This is a genomic window from Neptunomonas japonica DSM 18939, assembly GCF_000422765.1.
Classification (GTDB): Bacteria; Pseudomonadota; Gammaproteobacteria; order Pseudomonadales; family Balneatricaceae; genus Neptunomonas; species Neptunomonas japonica.
Genome location: NZ_AUGR01000035.1, coordinates 1 through 17164 on the forward strand (window position 1 = coordinate 1; position 17164 = coordinate 17164).

Annotated in this window: 18 protein-coding genes; 12 read left to right on the forward strand and 6 right to left on the reverse strand. The window is 41.3% G+C overall.

The features are described 5' to 3' along the window. The 5 genes from G511_RS24660 to G511_RS0117340 all read left to right on the forward strand — a co-directional run. Positions 1 to 1076 (forward strand): hypothetical protein (locus G511_RS24660; RefSeq protein WP_036552357.1); only part of this gene is annotated, 1076 nt, incomplete at its 5' end. 35 nt (positions 1077 to 1111) lie between these two features. Then, positions 1112 to 1744 (forward strand): hypothetical protein, encoded by a 633-nt coding sequence (locus tag G511_RS0117325; RefSeq protein WP_028470766.1) that lies wholly within the window; start codon positions 1112 to 1114, stop codon positions 1742 to 1744. A 48-nt stretch (positions 1745 to 1792) separates the two neighbouring features. Continuing rightward, positions 1793 to 2155: a roadblock/LC7 domain-containing protein gene (locus tag G511_RS0117330; RefSeq protein ID WP_028470767.1), complete on the forward strand. Its 363-nt coding sequence runs from the start codon at positions 1793 to 1795 to the stop codon at positions 2153 to 2155. Positions 2156 to 2174: 19 nt separating this feature from the next. Continuing rightward, positions 2175 to 2618, forward strand: coding sequence for a PAS domain-containing protein (locus G511_RS23265; RefSeq protein ID WP_036552358.1), 444 nt, complete (start codon positions 2175 to 2177; stop codon positions 2616 to 2618). After that, entirely contained in the window at positions 2618 to 3367 is a 750-nt protein-coding gene (locus tag G511_RS0117340; RefSeq protein ID WP_036552360.1) for a phosphate/phosphite/phosphonate ABC transporter substrate-binding protein, read from the forward strand. Before G511_RS23265 ends, G511_RS0117340 begins: the two co-directional genes overlap by 1 nt. A gap of 8 nt (positions 3368 to 3375) precedes the next feature. Here the strand turns inward: G511_RS0117340 and G511_RS0117345 are convergent, their stop codons facing one another. Beyond that, complete coding sequence (locus tag G511_RS0117345) at positions 3376 to 4401, reverse strand: sensor domain-containing diguanylate cyclase (protein WP_051222200.1); 1026 nt, start codon at positions 4399 to 4401, stop codon at positions 3376 to 3378. A gap of 120 nt (positions 4402 to 4521) precedes the next feature. On the opposite strand from G511_RS0117345, the gene G511_RS0117350 reads away from it, so the two are divergent. Beyond that, the gene (locus G511_RS0117350; RefSeq protein WP_028470770.1) at positions 4522 to 5133 is read left to right on the forward strand and encodes a MiaE family protein; all 612 of its coding nucleotides are present in this window, start codon (positions 4522 to 4524) and stop codon (positions 5131 to 5133) included. Between the two features lie 25 nt (positions 5134 to 5158). Here G511_RS0117350 and G511_RS0117355 read toward each other — a convergent pair whose 3' ends face one another. After that, positions 5159 to 5881, reverse strand: a complete 723-nt coding sequence (locus G511_RS0117355) for a UDP-2,3-diacylglucosamine diphosphatase (protein ID WP_028470771.1) — start codon at positions 5879 to 5881, stop codon at positions 5159 to 5161. 12 nt (positions 5882 to 5893) lie between these two features. Beyond that, positions 5894 to 6391 (reverse strand): peptidylprolyl isomerase, encoded by a 498-nt coding sequence (locus tag G511_RS0117360; RefSeq protein ID WP_028470772.1) that lies wholly within the window; start codon positions 6389 to 6391, stop codon positions 5894 to 5896. A gap of 194 nt (positions 6392 to 6585) precedes the next feature. On the opposite strand from G511_RS0117360, the gene G511_RS0117365 reads away from it, so the two are divergent. After that, positions 6586 to 8280, forward strand: coding sequence for a glutamine--tRNA ligase/YqeY domain fusion protein (locus G511_RS0117365; RefSeq protein WP_028470773.1), 1695 nt, complete (start codon positions 6586 to 6588; stop codon positions 8278 to 8280). Positions 8281 to 8410: 130 nt separating this feature from the next. On the opposite strand, the gene G511_RS0117370 is transcribed toward G511_RS0117365, so the two are convergent. After that, positions 8411 to 9661 carry a TMEM143 family protein gene (locus G511_RS0117370; protein WP_036552361.1) on the reverse strand — a complete coding sequence of 417 codons (1251 nt, stop codon included), beginning with the start codon at positions 9659 to 9661 and terminating at the stop codon, positions 8411 to 8413. A gap of 209 nt (positions 9662 to 9870) precedes the next feature. Between G511_RS0117370 and G511_RS0117375 the strand changes: the two genes are divergently transcribed. Beyond that, the gene (locus tag G511_RS0117375) at positions 9871 to 11637 is read left to right on the forward strand and encodes a PHA/PHB synthase family protein (RefSeq protein ID WP_084629151.1); all 1767 of its coding nucleotides are present in this window, start codon (positions 9871 to 9873) and stop codon (positions 11635 to 11637) included. Positions 11638 to 11684: 47 nt separating this feature from the next. Here G511_RS0117375 and G511_RS23270 read toward each other — a convergent pair whose 3' ends face one another. Next, on the reverse strand, positions 11685 to 12986 hold the full coding sequence (locus G511_RS23270; RefSeq protein WP_051222202.1) for a sensor domain-containing diguanylate cyclase: 1302 nt from the start codon (positions 12984 to 12986) through the stop codon (positions 11685 to 11687). A gap of 227 nt (positions 12987 to 13213) precedes the next feature. Here G511_RS23270 and G511_RS24430 point away from each other — a divergent pair, with 227 nt between their 5' ends. From G511_RS24430 to G511_RS0117395, 3 genes are all read left to right on the forward strand, one after another. Then, the gene (locus G511_RS24430) at positions 13214 to 13387 is read left to right on the forward strand and encodes a hypothetical protein (protein WP_156905250.1); all 174 of its coding nucleotides are present in this window, start codon (positions 13214 to 13216) and stop codon (positions 13385 to 13387) included. Between the two features lie 150 nt (positions 13388 to 13537). Next, positions 13538 to 15052 (forward strand): MocR-like pyridoxine biosynthesis transcription factor PdxR, encoded by a 1515-nt coding sequence (gene pdxR / locus G511_RS0117390; protein ID WP_028470776.1) that lies wholly within the window; start codon positions 13538 to 13540, stop codon positions 15050 to 15052. Positions 15053 to 15111: 59 nt separating this feature from the next. Beyond that, entirely contained in the window at positions 15112 to 15735 is a 624-nt protein-coding gene (locus tag G511_RS0117395; protein ID WP_028470777.1) for a LysE family translocator, read from the forward strand. On the opposite strand, the gene G511_RS23275 is transcribed toward G511_RS0117395, so the two are convergent. Then, positions 15697 to 16608 carry a patatin-like phospholipase family protein gene (locus G511_RS23275; protein WP_211224932.1) on the reverse strand — a complete coding sequence of 304 codons (912 nt, stop codon included), beginning with the start codon at positions 16606 to 16608 and terminating at the stop codon, positions 15697 to 15699. The two genes, G511_RS0117395 and G511_RS23275, sit on opposite strands and share 39 nt — an antisense overlap. A gap of 294 nt (positions 16609 to 16902) precedes the next feature. Here G511_RS23275 and G511_RS0117405 point away from each other — a divergent pair. Continuing rightward, positions 16903 to 17164 (forward strand): IS3 family transposase (locus tag G511_RS0117405; protein ID WP_028470778.1); only part of this gene is annotated, 262 nt, incomplete at its 3' end.

Here is a 17164-nt window from a genome sequence, read left to right on the forward strand (position 1 = left end):
AGCCAGCAGAGCCAGCAGAGCCAGCAGAGCCAGCAGAGCCAGCAGAGCCAGCAGAGCCAGCAGAGCCAGCAGAGCCAGCAGAGCCAGCAGAGCCAAAATCTAATGTTACTAATCTTGATGTGGCAAAAAATAAACGCGCCCACCAAAACCCGAAGCTTAATAAAGAGGTTGCATCTGCTCCTGCTACACATTCGAAACAGGCACCCACAAGCTTGAAGCAAATTGTTGCGCAATCAAAATCACCTGATGCAACGGTTTCTAGTGTTAGGTCTGAAGTCATTGCAAAGCTGGCAAAACATAACCAAACAATACGCCGGCCTAAAGCTGATGTGATTGCTAACTTAGGTGTATCGCATTCAATAGCTGCAACAAATACGGCGACACGTGCAGCCGCCCTGACCCCGATTGTAGAAAAGAAGCACAAAGCCGCTGAAAAAAAGCAAGCTGATATAAAAGCCTCACCTAAAGAATTGATCATGAGTACCGCCTTTGGGTACTTACCTGAACTTGATTGGACTCATGAAGCTGATAGACGTCGCTTACAGATTAATCCTGATGGCATGTTATTGCCTTGGATTAGTAAAACCGTTGAGCAGGGAAGAACTCAGAATGTTTCATTTTCAATCGATGGTTTACATTTGCGTTTAGAGTACCTTCCGTGGACTGATTGCTTTGTTACCAACCTTTCTGACGAAGTGCTCTATACGGTGATGACGAGCCGCTTTGGGCTTGGTGAGTTGTCGATTAAATTCGGCGAGGTTGTAGAAGATGACCTACAAGATGGACTAGGTTTTTCTGAATACATTATGACAGCTGAAGAACTACTCTGGCTGGCAGGACTCTGGACTGCTCAAGGGCGTATTCTACCAGGTGATGATCCGACTAAAGCTCGCCGATTATTGCATGCGCCAGATTGTATGAAAGACATCGCTATTCCTGAAGTGCATGCTGTTATAGAGTTATGGCAAACTCGATTAATGAGTGCGTTTGAAGTGATTAGTGAGCTTAATGTACCTCAACGGTATGTATTTGGACTGATGGCTGCAGCTACCACAGCAATGCAGTTTGAATATTAGTATTGATGTTTTTACTTACGTGATGAGAGGGTAATGTGACGACAGAAGGCGCTAAAAAACGGTACTTACAAGTGACGCCCAGTGGTGCCTATTATGCCACGGTAAACTCTCAACCAGATGATGCCCGTGCTTTACTGTTACAGTTAATGAGCAGTGAAATACCGATTGAGCACTCTCTGGATATTTTTGCAGAGTTGGCTGATTTGGATAAAGAGCTCGCGGATGCTTTATTTAAGCGCTTGGTTGCTCGTCGGTTTCTTGCTTTAGTGAAAGAGCCTATAGCACCACGCCAGGGTAGTCTTGAATCTACTCTTTCCGATATTTTATTAACACTTTCAGCGACCGACAAAGTGGTACTAGGTGATGATCAGGGTTTTTGCTTAGGCTCATCAGGGTTTGACAGAGATCATGCCGACGCTTTGGCCGCACTCGCTGCTGATCTAATCTCTTTGCATCAGCGACATCATTTACTCTTGAATAAAGAATTACAATTGATGGGCGAGTCTTGGGGATTGTTAGACCCTGTGGGTAACAGTATGCTGGGAGTATGGATAATCCATATTGGTTCTCAATCATTTGCTATTGTGATTCATGGTCAGCCTAATCTGAACCAGCATCAGTTTGTTGAGTTAATCAGTGCGCTGGCGAGTCGCTATCTGGATCAATAAGCCTGATACGAAAACAGGCTAAAAATAATATTATGGAGATAAGTTGTTATGCGTTCTGAAATGATGAGGTCAATTCTTAGTGACCTGAATGGAACGTCTGCTGAGATAGAAGCCTCGGCAGTCATCTCAACGGATGGATTGATGATAGAAGCTTTACTTCCAGCCAGTATGGATGAAGATAGAGTTGGGGCAATGAGTGCAGCTATGCTCTCTTTAGGAGAAAGAACAGCGCAAGAGCTTGCTCGTGGAGAGTTAGAGCAGGTATTGGTCAAAGGTGTTGATGGTTATATTTTAATGACGCATGCCAATAGTGATTCAGTATTGACCGTTGTTGCTAAGCCCAATGCACGTTTAGGTCTAATCTTTCTCGATGTGAAGCGTGCAGCTGAAGCAATAGGCAAACTGCTTTAATTGAGGGGTTAGTCTATTCATGTTTATTACGTACCATGATGGCTCTTCACGAGAGATAACTGTTATCGATCAAGAAGTCCCTTATCCTGATGGGAAGCTGATTGTTTCCAGAACCGATACGACTGGTGTTATCACTCATGCAAACCAGGCGTTTATTGAAATGTCTGGTTATTCTTTAGATGAGTTGATTGGAATAAATCATAATATCCTTCGGCATCCAGATATGCCCGCAGCGGCATTCAAAGACTTATGGGTAACAATTCAGTCAGGAAAAAAATGGAACGGCTACGTCAAGAACCTTCGTAAAGATGGTGCTTTTTATTGGGTCAAAGCCACTGTTATTCCTAATATTCGTAATGGCGAGTTGATGGGGTACACCTCAGTCAGAAGAAAACCATCGCGCAGCAAAGTTGATGCTTGTACAGCACTATATGCACAAATGAAAATGGACGTACCTAGCTGATGCAAACTTATACGTTATCTGTAAGCCCTGATTTTTCTCCTGAGCATTTGTCCGGATGGTTTATTTTTAACACTTGGTTGCAAAAATCATTAGCGACACCTTTTCATTTGGAATTGTATGACGAATTTGAACTGCAGCGACGTGATATTCAGTTAGATAAAATAGATCTTATTTATGCAAACCCCTACGATGCGGCGATGTTGGTAAGAGAGAAAGGCTTTCAAGCAGTGGCACGGCCTGCAAGTACATCAGATGAAGCTGTTATCGCGGTACTTAATAGTTCTGCTTGTCTAAGCGTTGATGACCTTAAAGAAGGCGTACGAGTAGCTACTACTCATGATCCTGATGTACATATGATGGGCATGATTATGTTGGAGCCCGCTGATCTTGATCGTTCTAATGTCATCGTCACGCCAGTACATAGTTATGTTATTGTCGCTAAACATCTCTTAAATGGGCAGGCCGATATTGGCTTTTTCTTAAAAGATGCATTTCATGATCTTTCAGATCTTATTCGAAGCCAGATGCGAGTATTAGTGGAAAGTCAGATTGACGTTATTCATCATACGCTTTTAGCGGGCCCGAATGTTCAGCATCTAATCCCGCAATTGCTTGATAACCTTCTGCAGATGCAGGATGACATTAAAGGAAAGGCTGTGCTTGAAAGCATGCAGATGACAGGCTGGTTGAAAATGGAGCAAGAAGATACAGAGTTTATGATTGATTTGATTGATACATTGATAGAGTGAGATCAGTGCTAGGTTAAATTGGGAATGAGTTGTGTTTCTTTGGATATTTCGATTTTATTTTTCCCACTGTTTTTTGCAACATAAAGTGCTTTATCAGAACGCCTTATTATTTCTTCTATGTTTTTATCATTGGCTGTCGTTAAACTAATTCCAAAACTTGCTGTTACTCTAATTTCATCACTTTTATTTTCAAAGTTGAACGGGTACTCTGCCAGTCTTGTTCGAATGCGTTCAGCCACCAGGGCCGCGCCTTCGAGTGAGCTTCCAGGAAAAATGATAGCAAACTCCTCACCACCATAGCGATAAGCGGTATCAGAGTGTCGCAAATTTTGTCTAAGAATATGGCTAAAAATTGTAAGTATTTTATCTCCGAAAAGATGGCCGTAACTATCGTTCATGTCTTTAAAGTCATCTAAATCAATAAGGCACAGCGAGAAGTGTTGAGCATATCTTCGACTGCGCTCAAGCTCCAATGTTAAACTTTCAGTAAAGAATCTTCGATTATAAAGTCCCGTAAGGTTGTCAGTAATACTTAGTTTTTTATAGCGTTCTTCACTTTCTTGTAATGCTAACTGACTTAGCTTTTCATTGCTTATATTGGAAAGTGTTTCTATAGCGCCGATAACATTTCCTTTGCTATCTCTGATACTTGCTGCTGTGAAGGATAACCACTCTCCATGCTCACCAATATCAGGGAAGAAGTCTTCGGCTTCAAAGGCATCATCAACTAAAGCAGATTTTTTATATTTGTTTTCGTAAAAATGGGAAACTGCGTCGTCTTTTCCGCCTTCGATGATGAGGTCAGCTAATGTTGGTCTCTTGGATGCATAGAATGCGATCCACTGATTCTGTGTGCCGATCATTTCACTTTGTTTTTTTGCGGTGAGGCGCTCCAAAGCTTGGTTCCAAAAGATGATGGTATGATTTTGGTCTAACACAAACGTTGGAAGTGCGATTCTGTTGAATACAGTTTCCAGTAAGCCTTCATGCTGACCCAAAGGGTTCATATCAGAAAACGAGCTTTCGGCTACCACAAATATGCCTTCCTGTTAATTTTCAGTTCATCTAATAATAATTGTAGGTGAACATTCGCAGGTGTAACAAGTTTTAAATGAAAGTGTATACTAACGGCCTAAATAATAAGGTAGGTACCCATGGACGCGCTTAACGAAATACATGAATTTCTCGCTTGTGAAACACCGCAATGTTGGATTGATTATGCGATAAAGAATCAAGATGTACTTTTAATTGATCATGCCCATTGTGAAAAAAAAGCAGCGTCTACAGCTATGACTTTAATGTTTCGCTATGTCGATAGGCCTGATTTACTACATAAGATGTCTCGCTTAGCACGTGAAGAGCTAATACACTTTGAACAAGTGTTGGAGCTGCTACAAACCCGGGGTATTGAGTACTGCCATATGGATTCGTCTGGGTATGCAGGAGGAATGCGTAAAAATATTCGTAACCATGAACCAGCACGATTAATTGATACTCTTATTGTCGGTGCTTTTATTGAAGCACGTTCGTGCGAGAGATTCGCAAAAATTGCTCCTTACCTAGATGACGTGTTAGCAAAGTTCTACCGTTCTTTATTAAAGTCAGAAGGGCGCCATTATCAGGATTACCTATGGCTGGCACGCGAATATGCGGGTGAACCTATAGAGGAGAGGATCGAAGTTTTTCGCAAGGCTGAGCGTTTGCTTATAGAGTCTGAAGATGACCTTTTCCGTTTTCATAGCGGAATACCGCCAGCTATATCGTAAACTGAATAAAACCAAGGTTGGCGAACTAAATCGGCTCGTCAACCAATGTAAAGCCGTTCTCATCACACTCTAAATACCATAATTGCGTATCCCAATCGCCTAGTACAACGCGTATGCCTTGATCTGGTTTAATCTGGTTGTAATGAATTGCAGGGCGATGGGTATGGCCGTGAATTAACAGCTCTATATCCGCTTCTTGTAAAACAGATGCAACGGCTAATGGATTCACGTCCATTATGTCGTTTGATTTCTCTGTGGTGCGTTGCTGGCTAGTGGCGCGCAGCTGTTGTGCAATACTTAAGCGTTCGTTAATAGGTTTGGATAAAAATGCTTTTTGCCAGTCGGAGTTTCTAACGAGCCTTCTAAACTCTTGGTAGTCTTTATCATCAGTGCATAGTTGGTCGCCATGCATTAATAAAGCGTCACCAATAGGAAGGCTTACTCGGTGTTTTTCTTCTAATTGTGTTGCCCCGATTCTTTCAAGAAAATGCTTCCCAATAAGAAAGTCGCGATTACCCTGTTGGAAATACAGTTTGCAGCCTTGATCACTTAAATTTTTAAGCGCTTCAAAGAGAGGCTCAAACTCAGGCATAGGGACGTCATCACCAATCCATGCTTCAAAAATATCGCCTAATAGATAGAGAGCATCAGCATGAGTAGCGGTATCGTTTAAGAATTGTAAAAACGCCCGGGTAATATCCGGGCGTTCAGCTTTCAGATGGAGATCTGAAGTAAACAGTACTTTCATAGAAAAATTGACTTATTCTTCAGTGATTTCAGCTGATTGAATAACAACGTCTTCTGCAGGTACATCTTGATGGCCAGCAGTCATCGTTGTTTTTACGCCCTTAATTTTATCAACAACATCCATGCCATCAACTACTTTAGCGAATACAGTGTATCCCCAACCTTCCGTTGTTTTTGCAGTGTGATCTAGAAAGGTGTTATCTGACACGTTGATGAAGAATTGAGCAGAAGCCGAGTGAGGGTCCATTGTACGTGCCATCGCTAGCGTACCCGCTTGGTTTGAAAGGCCGTTGTCTGCTTCGTTGTCGATTGTGTCACGTGTTTCTTTTGAAACCATGCCTGATTCAAAACCACCGCCCTGAATCATGAATCCATCGATTACGCGATGAAAGATGACACCATCATAGAAACCATCGCGCACGTACTGCTCAAAATTAGCGGCTGTAGTAGGCGCGTCCTCGTGATTGAGTTCAATAGTAATGTCGCCGTGGTTCGTATGCAGAATAATCATTAATGATTCCTTTTTAGCTCTGTGTCGTTAGCAGGCTATTATACGCAAGTCTAAAATCTCTGCACGAAAAAGCATAAAATCTTTACAGTTAATTATCTGCTCTGGCGGTGTGCAGTAAACATCTAAGCGTTTATAATGTCTCTTCATTTTGGGCTTGAAGGCCCGGCCAACAGTTTCGGATACACACTGATAACATGTCTAATAACGAATCGAACCAGAAGCCAACTAATTTTATTCATCAAATCATTGAAAGTGATATACAAAACAACGTACATGAGAAGGTAATAACTCGCTTTCCCCCAGAGCCAAACGGTTATCTCCATATAGGGCATGCAAAATCTATATGCCTTAACTTTGGTACAGCCGAAAAATACAACGGTGTCTGCAACCTACGTTTTGATGATACAAACCCTGATAAAGAGAGCCAAGAATATATTGACTCTATACTCAGTGATATCAAGTGGCTGGGTTATCAGTGGGGAGGAGAGATTTGTTATACCTCCACGTATTTTGATCAGTTATTTGATTGGGCTGTTCATCTTATTAAAGAAGGAAAAGCCTACGTTTGTGATTTAGGTGTAGAGGCGGCACGTGAATATCGTGGAAGCTTTAGTGAGGCAGGTACCGATAGCCCATATCGTAATCGCTCTGTTGAAGAGAACCTAGCATTGTTTGAGCGCATGAAAAATGGCGAGTTCAAGGAAGGTACTTGTTCTTTACGTGCAAAAATCGATATGAGCGCAGCCAATATGAACCTGCGTGACCCAATGATTTATCGTATCTTACATACTAGTCATCATCAAACGGGTGATAAATGGTGTATTTATCCTATTTATGACTTTGCGCATGGGCAATCAGATGCAATTGAAGGCATCACTCATTCGCTATGCACGCTAGAGTTTGAAGACCATCGCCCATTATATGAGTGGTTTATTGAGAACTTACCCGTTCCTTATGCTCCAAAACAGTACGAGTTTTCACGACTAGAACTCAATTATACGATTACCAGTAAGCGTAAGCTCAAACAGTTAGTTGATGAGAATGCCGTCACTAGCTGGAACGACCCTCGGATGCCGACTATTTCTGGTCTTCGTCGTCGTGGTTATACACCTAAATCACTTCGCCAATTCTGTGACATGATTGGGGTTACTCGCTCAAACGGTGTTGTCGATATGGGCATGCTTGAAGCAGCCATTCGTGAGGATCTAGATTCATCAGCTCCTAGAGCCATGTGTGTGACGCGTCCGCTTAAAGTTACGCTGACCAATATGGAAGAAGGTGCTGAAGAATGGTTTGAGTTACCTGCGCACCCTAAAGATGAGAGCATGGGTGTTCGTCGCGTAGGTTTGACGCGTAACTTGCTGATTGAGCAAGAAGACTTTATCGAAGAAAAGCCAGTGGCTAAAAACAAACACGATAAGTGGAAGCGGTTAGCGACTGGAGATGCAGTGCGCCTGCGTGGTGCCTATGTCATTACCTGTAATGAAGTGGTTAAAAATGCATCAGGCGAGATTATCGAGCTGCTATGCACTTACGATCCAGAAACTAAGGGCAGTAACCCGCAAGGGTATAAACCTAATGGTGTTATTCATTGGGTTTCTGATGAGCTTTCTGAGCCATGTGAAGTACGCTTATATGATCGTTTGTTTACTGAAGCAAACCCTGATGCAAATAAAGAACATAGCTTTATGGAGTACTTGAACCCTGAGTCATTGGTGGTCTTATCTGACTCTAGAGTAGAGCGAAGCCTAAAGGGTGCCGAACCTGAAACTCGCTATCAGTTTGAGCGTATGGGTTATTTCTGTGTCGATGCGGATAGTTCAGAAGAAAAGCTAGTTATTAACCGAACGGTCACGTTGCGTGACTCTTGGGCCAAAGCAAAGAAATAGACTTTCTTTGCTACTAGAGCAGAGCTGGGGTGCTGGCTCTGCTGTATTCGCTTCATCGCGTATGTAACTTGCTAGTAAACTAAGGCAAGGGTTAGCCCATTAATTTATGAGTGTGTATTCATTTAATAAGCTAAGAAATTGACTGAGCTCCTAGCTGTTGCCAAGCTTTTAGTAGGACTTTTTGGGCTGCATCAAGTGGTAAGGCAACCAAGCGTTGATCATTTATAATTTCTATTAGCTCTAACGCCTCAAGTTTTTCTAGCGCGTCAGTAATATCAAAGTCGACTTTTTGTTGCCATTTTTCTGAGAGCCAGCGCTCTATTTTCTGATCAAGTTCCTGACGATTGAGTGGGGTATTAGCTTGAAGCAAAAAGTAGTAGGCAAAAAATGCTTCTTTACATTCTTCCTCTTCCGCTGCGTCGATCAAGCGATGAAAAACGCCCGCGTTGTTATCCAAATTTTTAAAATATAAGTGTTGTGTCAGTGTTTGAATGAATCGTAGTTTACGGTTTTTGAAATTATTAAATTGTTTCCATAGGTAACTGCCTACAGCACCAAACCCTGCAAAAATAACAACGAGCGCAGCTTGGTCTAGTTCAACGGGTTGGCTTTTTAAGCCTAACCAAAACGCAAACAATGAAGCGAGCAAAAGAATTGATGCACCTAACTTCGTTGTTAGTACAATACCGCCACTAATTACGGCAGGTACACCTATCAGTAGCTTGTCAACGAGACGCATTTTAATTTCAGTATTCGGGAACAGCATTTCCAGGTCTGCTTTAGGTACATTTTTAAACAGCTTTAGAACCATTCCACCGGGCTGAAGGTTAAACTCTTTTTGTCTTTTTGAATCGATTTGCTCGTTAAAGCGTATATAAATGGCGACTCTATCATAGTTAACAAAACGCACTTTTGTTTTTCTTAATCCGAAAAATGAAGAGACAGTTTCTTCGGTTTCCCTTTCTCCCCGAGCAAACAGCAAAACCTCAGCAAAGTCCGAAAAATCAACATGTAAACGAACTTTCACTAGAGAATCATGGCAGAGCGCTTGCTTTAATGTTTGCTCAGTAATTTTTTCATAGTTGGCTTTATCCAATAATGACTCTAACTGTTTGATAAATGCAGGATCGTCATGATGCATTGTCGAGGGAAGGTCAACTTTTATGGTATCTGAATCAGGATTAATCTTAGAAAAACTATCTTTTAAAGACTCGAGTCTCGTCTGAAAGGAAATGTGAAATAGCTTTTGTATCATAGATGCCATCTGACGAAATTTCTGACGCTGCTCTTGATCTAAATCGCCTGTAGACAAGCACATTTCGATAACGTCATTTTTTCTAAATGGAATAAAACGTAATGGATCAATAGAGTGTTTTTGCATAGGGAGTAATTAAATCTTAGCGCCAAAAATGCGCAATTCTAACAGCTGAGCAAGCAAAGCATAAGTTACCTAAATAAAATTTATTATCAAAAACCTTTCTAACTAAATTTCGCAAAAGGTGTGATGCGCATCAAGTATGTGGGTAGTTGTTAGGATGATAATAGTATTAGCGAATAGGAATGTTCAATTGATATCAGGAGATTGATTCAATGACAGACAAAAAGTTAACAATAAACAGTGCGCCTAACTTAGCCAAGCAAGATATTGAATCTGGATATGTTTCTGCCACAGCACTGGATAATGTTTTTAAAGCCAATATGGCAAAATTTACAGGTGGAATTTCACCGGCAGGGTTGCTTAGTCTTTATTTTACTTGGGCTTCTCATTTAGCATTATCGCCGGGTAAGCAAGCGAGTTTAGCGGAGAAAATGTGCCGCAAGGCTTTTAGATTGTCTAAGTCTAGTCCTAGTATGATGCAAAAAGATAGCTTGCCATGTATCGACCCGCTACCGCAAGATAAACGTTTTTCCGATCCTAGTTGGCAACAATGGCCATATAACTACATTTACCAAAACTTTCTATTCACACAACAATGGTGGCATAACGCTACAACAGATATTGATGGATTATCTAAAGCGGATGAACGAAGTATTTCATTCATAGCAAGACAGATGCTAGATAGATACTCTCCCAGTAATATTCCCATATTAAACCCTGAAGTTATCCAAAAAACTAAAAAGGAGGCCGGTGCTAACCTAATTAGTGGGTTTAAAAACTATCTTGAAGATATGGGCAGGCATCTTGCTGGCGAGCTACCCGCTGGCGCTAGTAATTACATACCTGGAGAAAGTGTCGCCATCACTGCGGGAAAAGTGGTATTTAGAAACCACTTATTAGAGCTCATCCAATATACCCCAGTTACAGATCAGGTTTACCCAGAGCCCGTACTTTTTGTTCCCGCGTGGATTATGAAGTATTACATTCTTGACCTTTCTTCTCATAACTCGATGGTGAAGTATCTTGTTGAAAATGGGCATACTGTTTTTATGATTTCATGGCTGAATCCTACAACGAAAGACCGTGACCTTGATATGGAAAGCTATAGAGAAGAAGGGGTTATGGTGGCAATTGATGAAGTGAGTGCTATTTTTCCTCAGCAGAAAATACACGCAACCGGTTACTGTTTAGGTGGAACGTTACTGTCAATTGCAGCGGCTACCATGGCGAGGGAGGGGGATAGCCGTCTTAAATCAATGACTCATTTTGCAACACAGGTTGATTTTAGTGAAGCGGGTGAGCTCATGATATTTACTAATGAAAGCGAAATATCCTATTTAGAAAAAATGATGTGGGATCAAGGTGTTTTAGATGGGTCACAAATGGCTGGTGCATTTCAGATTTTGCATTCTAATGACCTTATTTGGTCTCGTATGGTGCATCACTATCTTTTAGGTGAACCCGAATCTATGAATGATTTGATGGCATGGAATACTGACCTGACACGAATGCCCTACAAAATGCATTCGCAATATCTACGTAAACTCTTTCTTAATAATGAATTAGCATCCGGTCAATATCTGGTTAAAAATAAACCAATAGCTATTCGCGATATTCATGTGCCTATTTTCTCAGTCGGTACAGAGAAAGATCATGTGGCTCCATGGCGTTCTGTTTATAAGCTGCATTTACAATCTGACAGTGAGGCTGTCACATTTGTATTAACCAGTGGTGGCCATAATGCAGGGATCGTCAGTGAGCCAGGGCACAAGCATCGGCACTATAGAATATCGACTGAATATGATAATGACTGTTATACCGATCCTGACAGTTGGATGGCAGACAATGAATTACACATTGGCTCTTGGTGGCCGCAGTGGAAAGGCTGGTTAAAAGAGCATTCAGGTGAGCTAATAAAGGCTCAACCCATAGGAAAGTCTATCTGTGATGCGCCAGGGACATACATACACCAAAAATAACCTGTGCAATAGGTTTTTACGTTGAGCAGTTATCTATTGGCAATTGCTCAACGTTCGAATATTTCAGCAATACATACACTGTCTTTTCCTTGAACCTTGGCTTTGAACATAGCGGCATCAGCGCTTTTAACTAGTTCTGATATTGAGCATCCGTGGTTTGGGCAACCACTAATTCCTGCACTAGCAGTCATGAAAATTTTACTTTCATCATCAGTTAAAAATGGTGTTTGAGATAGTTTTATTAAAAGTCGTTTTGTAAGTTCTAAAGCGGTGTTTTGAGCAGTATCTGGGCAAAGCAGCAAAAACTCTTCTCCCCCCCAACGAAACAGAAGATCGGTTTTACGTATCAGCTTAGGTACGGTATTAGCAACGTGCTGGATTGCCTTATCACCGTTTTGATGACCATATTTATCGTTTATTGATTTGAAATTATCAATATCAAGCATGATAACTTGCATAGGTTGGCCTTGTTGCAAGCTAACATTTAAATATTGCCCGAATAATTCATAACCCGTTTTTCGATTATATAGACCAGTTAAGTCATCACGCTGAGAGCGGTGAAACAATTGCTCAGTTAATAGTTGAGACTGAGTTATGTCCAGTACTAGGCCTATCATTCTTAATGGCTGGTGATCGTTATCGCGTTTGACTACAAGGCCACGATCATGAACCCAAATAAAATCACCGTTACGGTTTTTTAAACGGTATTTTGCTTCGTAACGAGAACTTTTAGATTGTAGGTGCTCTTGAAGCATTTCAATGACACGGCCGAAGTCGTCTGGATGTACAGCGGAGCTCCAAGTTTCTAATGTGGGATTACTTATTTCATGTGGGCCGTATCCCATCATGCGATACCATTGCGGGCTTAAAAATAATGAGTCATCCTGCAAACTCCAATCCCAGAGCCCATCACTCGCTTCATTAAGAGCAAAAGCGCGAATGGTGTCGTCATTATGGAAATCGTCTTCATGCTGTGCACGCAATGTAATATCACGTGCTATTGAAACAAAGTAGGGGATATTATTATGTACAAAGTAATTTGTTCTAACTTCTACAGGATAGTCGCTGCCGTCTTTTCGTTTGTGTCGGCCGACAAAAATAAAGTTTCCTGCTTCTTTGATGGCTTCAGATATTTCTGCCCATTGAGAAATGCCAATAACATCTTTATTCAGTGATAAAACGCTTTGATTTAAGAGTTCATGCCGCGTCATGCCTAAAGAATTCCAGCCTTGTGTGTTGGCTTCGATGATATGTGAAGTGGAAGGGTCGATAATATAAATAGCGTCACTAACATGATCAAAGAGGCTATGAAAGAAAGACATATCAACGACCGGTGAATCTGAATGCATTTAGCTCACACTAATAATTATAATTTGGTGACCTTAGTGTAGATTAAAATGAAGATATTTCTAAATAACATACTAAAAATATGTGATTAACTGAATATGAACGAAAGTTAGACTAAAGTAGAAATTTGTTGCAGCGCACAATAATCCTATGTAAAATAGTCGGGTAATGTGACTCGGAAGTATTGCCGGGTCTTTTTATTTATACATTGGCGCATGGAGGTATGTTTATGTACCCAAAAATACGCAATCCCGAAGACTGGCTAGAGCAACAGGAAGCTCTGCTTGATACCTACATAGAAAGAGTGTTTGAGTCACAAACTATCGATGAGTGGTTTAGTGCATCACATTGGTATTTTGATGCGATAGCAACACAATTTTTGCCTCAAGCTATGTCGAAATAAGCACTGCTGTAAAGACCTGCTAAGGCAGGTCTTATCTTTTCTTTTATATTCAATATATTAGCTTCCCTGCTATATATTTAAAAAATTACATTGCCATGCTTCATTGGTCTACAGTATTGTCTTTATTGCAGGCACTTTGTAGGACCACTCATGAGTAATAAGTTACCAAATGATGTTTTTGTCCCTTTAGCATCAGACCTACTAGATAAAAAGAAACCAAAATATGAAGCATTGTATGATCATATTAAGGAAGCAATATTTAGTGGTCGCCTTAAAACGAATGACAAGCTCCCATCAAGTCGCTATTTGAGTAAGCTCGTAGGCATCTCGCGTAACTCTGTCTTAACAGCGTATGAGCTGCTCTTTTCAGAAGGGTTTATAGAGAGTCGAAAAGGGGCTGGGACCTTTATTGCGGATATAGCAGACTTAAAACCCTTATTGGGTAAAGTCGCGACTACAGCCTTTACTCAGGAAAACATACGAATTTCTGATTCAGGCAAGCGTATTAATGCAATTGAATCACCGATGTGCTTAGAAGCAGCAGAACCAAGGGAGCAAATATTACAGCCTGCACAGCCTGCAATGGACGTGTTCCCTTATAGAGAATGGCAGGCTTGTGTTGCTAAGAGCTTACGTGACGTATCAACTTACTCTGAGCAACCCGCTATGGGTGTTTTTTTATTGCGAGAGCAGATAAAAGAGTTTCTCTTACTTACTCGTGGCGTACGCTGTGATGTAGGTGAGGTTATGATTACTTCGGGTTCACAGCAGGCATTATCGATAGCATTAAGCTTATTAGTTAATAGTGATGATTCTGTTTTACTAGAGGAAATAGGTTTCAAAGGTATTGATGGTGCGCTATCTAGTTTGGGGGCATTACAAGCTACATTGCCTATTGATGAACAGGGAATTTGTTTTAATAAAGAAGACGATATATGCCAACAGGCAAAAACATTAATATTAACCCCTTCTCGCAGCTTCCCTTTGGGGCACACACTGTCGTTGCAACGTCGTTTAGCCATTATTGAGTGGGCTTATGAGACTCAAGGATGGATTATTGAAGATGATTATGACAGCGAGTTTATCTTTAGCGGTCATAGTATTGCTTCACTGCAAGGCTTAGATTCTGGAGGCCGAGTCATTTATACGGGCACTTTTAGCCGAACGATGTTCCCAGGTATTCGCCTAGGTTACATAGTATTACCCGCTATACTCGTCCCGTTGTTTAATAAATATAAACGCTTTGTTGATGGTGGCTTATCGGCTCAACAACAAGCTGCGATGGGGCTGTTTATGCAAAACGGCGCTTATAGCCGGCATTTACGCCGAATGAGAAAGCTATATAAGTCTCGAAAAACAATGCTTGATCAACTTGTACGAAAAGAGATTCCGAGCCTATCGCTCATACCTAGTGATGGTGGAATGCATAGTGTTTACTGCTTTCAAGAAAATCAGAATGATATAACTATTTGCCGTAAAGCTAATCAACAGGGCTTAGGTATCCGTGCATTATCGTCTTATCAGCGCACTCAGCAATTTAATAAGGACAGCCGAACGGGTATTATTTTAGGTTATGCAGGAGCAACAGAAGAGCATATGCACAAAGGCGTCACCCTACTGCGTCAGATAATGGATGAGGAATCTATAAAAAAAGCTGACTATTAAGTTAGACACGTGTTTAATGATTTCTAATTTCAATTAGCAAAAAGCATCAGGGTTGTACCATGTTAGAGTTTTCAATACTGGCCGTATTTGTGCCTACATTCTTCTTTGTATCAGCGACTCCTGGAATGTGCATGACGCTTTCAATGACGATGGGTATGACGATTGGCTTACGTCGAACATTGTGGATGATGGCTGGTGAGCTAATAGGTGTAGGCCTCGTTGCTTTTTTATCAGTAATTGGCGTAGCTGCTATTATGCTAAATTACCCGGAAGCTTTTGCTATATTTAAATATGTGGGTGGTGCATATCTAATCTTTTTAGGGGTGCAGATGTGGCAATCCAGAGGGAAGATGGCCGTCACATCGGAGAACTCTGTTTCAAGTGCGCTGAGCCGCAAAACACTTGCTCTGCAAGGCTTTGTCACTGCAGTAGCTAACCCGAAAGGTTGGGCGTTTTTTATATCTCTTTTACCACCATTTATTAACTCTCAAGCACCGCTAGCGCCTCAATTAGCTGCACTGATTATGATTATTCTGATAGTAGAGTTTATTTGCCTACTAGCTTATGCAAGCGGCGGGCGTACACTACGCCGTTTTTTACAAAAAAGCGGCAACATCAGCCTTATGAACCGCATTGCAGGGAGTTTAATGATTGGTGTTGGCATTTGGCTGGCTACGGGCTAGCTCTGCTGCTTGGATGTGTGGATATTTCAGTAATATTTTCATAGGAATAATTCTGCGTGTGGTCGTGTAGCCCACTTGGTACAACGCATTTTTTTGTTCTTGATTGAGCTTAAACTCTGTAGGAGAAATGCTGCCTGCATGGATAACAACCGTTGAGTGCCAATAATGGTCGTTAATATACTCTCTGGACATAGTTGTCATGAAAGTTCTTATTAACAATGCCATATAACTAATCAAGGGGAAAAGTCTAAAGCCTTTAGGGTTGGTTACTTCTTGTATACTACTTAACCTGAATACGACTACTGGCGAGTCATCTCCCGCCCAATTTTGCTGCAGTGCCTCCTCTGATAGAATACTTCCATCAACCATTAACTGGCCACTGAACTCCTTAAAACTAAATATAATTGGGATCGAGATGGAAAAGCGCACCGCTAAAGATACTTTAAGGTTTGGTGTCCGTTCTTTATCGAAAATTACCGGTTGCCCCGAGCGTACATCGGTAGCAACGACATGGAAGGAGTAGGGCAGCTCTGCAAAAGTAATCCCATCAAGTTTATCGTCGATCCATGCCTCAAAAGTGTCCCCTGTTGATAGTCCGCCTGAGCGCAGCAACCTAAATAAAGAGTGGCCTAAAAAGTGACTAAAATCTGTTTCTTCAGCGATGACTCTAATTTGCTCTAGAGAATAACCGGCAGCATATAGCGCACCAACAATACTACCGCCAGAAACGCCGACCAAAGATGAGAATTTTAGTCCCATCTCTTCAAGTGCTGTTAAAACACCAATATGTGCAGATAATCTGCTTCCACCTCCAGCTAATACTGGAACAATACTAGAAGCTGGTGAACTGGTTTCTGCTTCATCTCTATTCAAGCGACTGATACCTAGATTAAATAATTGAGAAATATATAACACGTAGTATAGCTGTATATGTCTATAAACCTTTATTTCTGGGGGGAAGTATATTATCCATCTTGGTTTTATTTAAAACGATATGCCAGTAGGTTAATTATGAAGCAAGTGAAACATCTTTATATAGGCAAAATTTAAGCTGTTATTTTTCATTGGGTATGAACAACAATCGATTAGGGCTCGCTTGCACCTGTCAAAGCCTTTTGTGATCTATTTGTCCCGTCCTGAAATAGGTTTACATATTGAGGACCTATTATGGACACATCAACCCCCACGCATCATAAGCGCAGTCAGTGCGATTACACAATGGGCTTTAAATTGCAGGTTGTAGATGCTGTTGAAAAAGGCGACATGACCTATAAACAAGCTCAAAAGATATATGGTATTCAAGGGCGATCTACCGTTCTGACTTGGTTAAGAAAGCACGGCAAGCTAGATTGGTCCCAGCCAACGCATAGAATTATGACTAAATCACCCCAAAGCAAAGAAACGCCAGCCCAGAAAATTAAGCGCCTAG

What these genes read in the sequence shown, in the direction of transcription:
- G511_RS0117370 (WP_036552361.1), bottom strand. Translation starts at nt 9,661, where the DNA reads ATGCAAAAACACTCTATTGATCCATTACGTTTTATTCCATTTAGAAAA.
- G511_RS0117330 (WP_028470767.1), top strand. Translation starts at nt 1,793, where the DNA reads ATGCGTTCTGAAATGATGAGGTCAATTCTTAGTGACCTGAATGGAACG.
- G511_RS0117375 (WP_084629151.1), top strand. Translation starts at nt 9,871, where the DNA reads ATGACAGACAAAAAGTTAACAATAAACAGTGCGCCTAACTTAGCCAAG.
- G511_RS0117355 (WP_028470771.1), bottom strand. Translation starts at nt 5,881, where the DNA reads ATGAAAGTACTGTTTACTTCAGATCTCCATCTGAAAGCTGAACGCCCG.
- pdxR (WP_028470776.1), top strand. Translation starts at nt 13,538, where the DNA reads ATGAGTAATAAGTTACCAAATGATGTTTTTGTCCCTTTAGCATCAGAC.
- G511_RS0117395 (WP_028470777.1), top strand. Translation starts at nt 15,112, where the DNA reads ATGTTAGAGTTTTCAATACTGGCCGTATTTGTGCCTACATTCTTCTTT.
- G511_RS0117365 (WP_028470773.1), top strand. Translation starts at nt 6,586, where the DNA reads ATGTCTAATAACGAATCGAACCAGAAGCCAACTAATTTTATTCATCAA.
- G511_RS0117350 (WP_028470770.1), top strand. Translation starts at nt 4,522, where the DNA reads ATGGACGCGCTTAACGAAATACATGAATTTCTCGCTTGTGAAACACCG.
- G511_RS0117360 (WP_028470772.1), bottom strand. Translation starts at nt 6,391, where the DNA reads ATGATTATTCTGCATACGAACCACGGCGACATTACTATTGAACTCAAT.
- G511_RS0117340 (WP_036552360.1), top strand. Translation starts at nt 2,618, where the DNA reads ATGCAAACTTATACGTTATCTGTAAGCCCTGATTTTTCTCCTGAGCAT.
- G511_RS23265 (WP_036552358.1), top strand. Translation starts at nt 2,175, where the DNA reads ATGTTTATTACGTACCATGATGGCTCTTCACGAGAGATAACTGTTATC.
- G511_RS23270 (WP_051222202.1), bottom strand. Translation starts at nt 12,986, where the DNA reads ATGCATTCAGATTCACCGGTCGTTGATATGTCTTTCTTTCATAGCCTC.
- G511_RS24430 (WP_156905250.1), top strand. Translation starts at nt 13,214, where the DNA reads ATGTACCCAAAAATACGCAATCCCGAAGACTGGCTAGAGCAACAGGAA.